Here is a 1,628-nt window from a genome sequence, read left to right on the forward strand (position 1 = left end):
AGCCAGTCGACGACCAGCTTGATTCGTTGGTTCATAGGGGACTCTTGGTTCCAGGGCATGATCAGTTACCTCCTGATCATGCGTATTAGCCTGTAAACCATGTCCCCGGTTAGAAATGTAAACGATGTCCCCGGTTTGTACCGGGGCAAGCCCGCTCACTACAATCAATCGTAGATGGCTTTCTTTTTCCACTCGGCGTCGGTGTCGACGACTTTCAGGCCTTCGGTCAATTCGTTGACCTCGTCTTCGGCGGGTTTGCTGTTGGTCAGTACCGTGGAGTTGGCCCGGGCCAACTGTGACTCCAGCAGTTGCAACTGCGCACTGTAGACCACCGGTTCCGGCTGCTTGCGCAAGTACTGCACGCCGCGCTCGAATGCCAGGCGCGCTTGGCCAGGCTGGCCTTGCTGCAGGGCGTGCTGGCCCAGGTTGTTGAAGAACTCGATATGCAGCAGCACCAGGATATGGCGAATTTCCTTGATCCAGTGCTTGGCTTCATTGGTAGGCAGGAAGCCGTCCTGGGCCGCACGGGTGACTTGGCCGTGCAGCGCTTCGAGCAGGAACCGCACGTCCTTGGCCTTGGCTTCGGTCTGGATCGGCGCGGGCGGGTTAGCCACGGGGATCGATTCACCCTGGGCGATCAGCGCATTCAGCTCGGTAATGCGTGCCTTGAGCGGTGCGCTGGATTTGTTGAGGTTCAACAGGCGCTGGTTGACGTTGAGTTCCAGACGGGTCAGCAACAGTTTGAGCGCGGGGGTCATCAACTGGCCTGGGAAGGTTTCGGTGATTTCGCCGCAGCGGCGCAACCGATCATTCAGCTCGATCTCGGTGCGCTTCTTTTCCAACTTGTTGTTTTCCACCACGTGGTTCATGTAGCCAATGGCGATCAGTATTACGATCCCGGCTGTTACCAGCAGGGTGATCATGAGTGGTGTCACCGGTGTGGCCTCTTTATTGGGTTTACAATGGAGTGTAGTGACTGCGCCATCTGGCGGATAGGACTGATCGACCAGTTGCTCAGGTAGATTCTTCTATATAGGTAGAATATTTCCTGCATGGATGCACATTGCCATCATTTGCGAGTACGAACTATAACGTCTTGTCGGGCGTCAGAATATAGGCGCCAACACCCAGACGGACAAAATCCCCGTACGGGCCTGGAAGCAGGGCGAAGTCATTGATTTTAATAAATTTATCCTTGGGGGTTGACGACCTTTCAATCCATCCATAGAATGCGCGCCACTTAACGCGTAAAGCACACAGCAAAACGCGTTGAGCAGTGAATGTTGTACGTGTGTCCCCTTCGTCTAGTGGCCTAGGACACCGCCCTTTCACGGCGGTAACAGGGGTTCGAGTCCCCTAGGGGACGCCAATATGCGGGAATAGCTCAGTTGGTAGAGCACGACCTTGCCAAGGTCGGGGTCGCGAGTTCGAGTCTCGTTTCCCGCTCCAGATTTTAAGCAGTGTTGCCTTCGGGCGGCATTGAGTGAAACCAGGACCAAGTCTTCGGACATGGCCTCTGGGCACTGGAATACACACCATGTATTTCAGTAGCGTGTCCCCTTCGTCTAGTGGCCTAGGACACCGCCCTTTCACGGCGGTAACAGGGGTTCGAGTCCCCTAGGGGACGC

General features: G+C 55.6%; 1 protein-coding gene and 3 tRNA genes. 3 read left to right on the forward strand and 1 reads right to left on the reverse strand.

What is annotated here, in order from left to right; all coding sequences use genetic code 11:
* Nucleotides 1–164 precede the first annotated feature (164 nt).
* Nucleotides 165–923, reverse strand: coding sequence for a hypothetical protein (locus C9383_RS26095; RefSeq protein WP_090365921.1), 759 nt, complete (start codon nucleotides 921–923; stop codon nucleotides 165–167).
* 370 nt (nucleotides 924–1,293) lie between these two features.
* Between C9383_RS26095 and C9383_RS26100 the strand changes: the two genes are divergently transcribed.
* The 3 genes from C9383_RS26100 (at nucleotide 1,294) to C9383_RS26110 (ending at nucleotide 1,627) form a co-directional block, all read left to right on the forward strand.
* Nucleotides 1,294–1,369: transfer RNA gene (locus tag C9383_RS26100), tRNA-Glu, on the forward strand.
* Between the two features lie 4 nt (nucleotides 1,370–1,373).
* Nucleotides 1,374–1,449 (forward strand) — tRNA-Gly (locus C9383_RS26105).
* Nucleotides 1,450–1,554: 105 nt separating this feature from the next.
* Nucleotides 1,555–1,627: transfer RNA gene (locus C9383_RS26110), tRNA-Glu, on the forward strand.
* Nucleotide 1,628 lies beyond the last annotated feature (1 nt).

Source organism: Pseudomonas palleroniana, from assembly GCF_003031675.1.
Taxonomy (GTDB): Bacteria; Pseudomonadota; Gammaproteobacteria; order Pseudomonadales; family Pseudomonadaceae; genus Aquipseudomonas; species Aquipseudomonas palleroniana.

Excerpts from the sequence above, each read along its gene's own strand:
- C9383_RS26095 (WP_090365921.1), bottom strand. The coding sequence starts at position 923 with ATGATCACCCTGCTGGTAACAGCCGGGATCGTAATACTGATCGCCATT.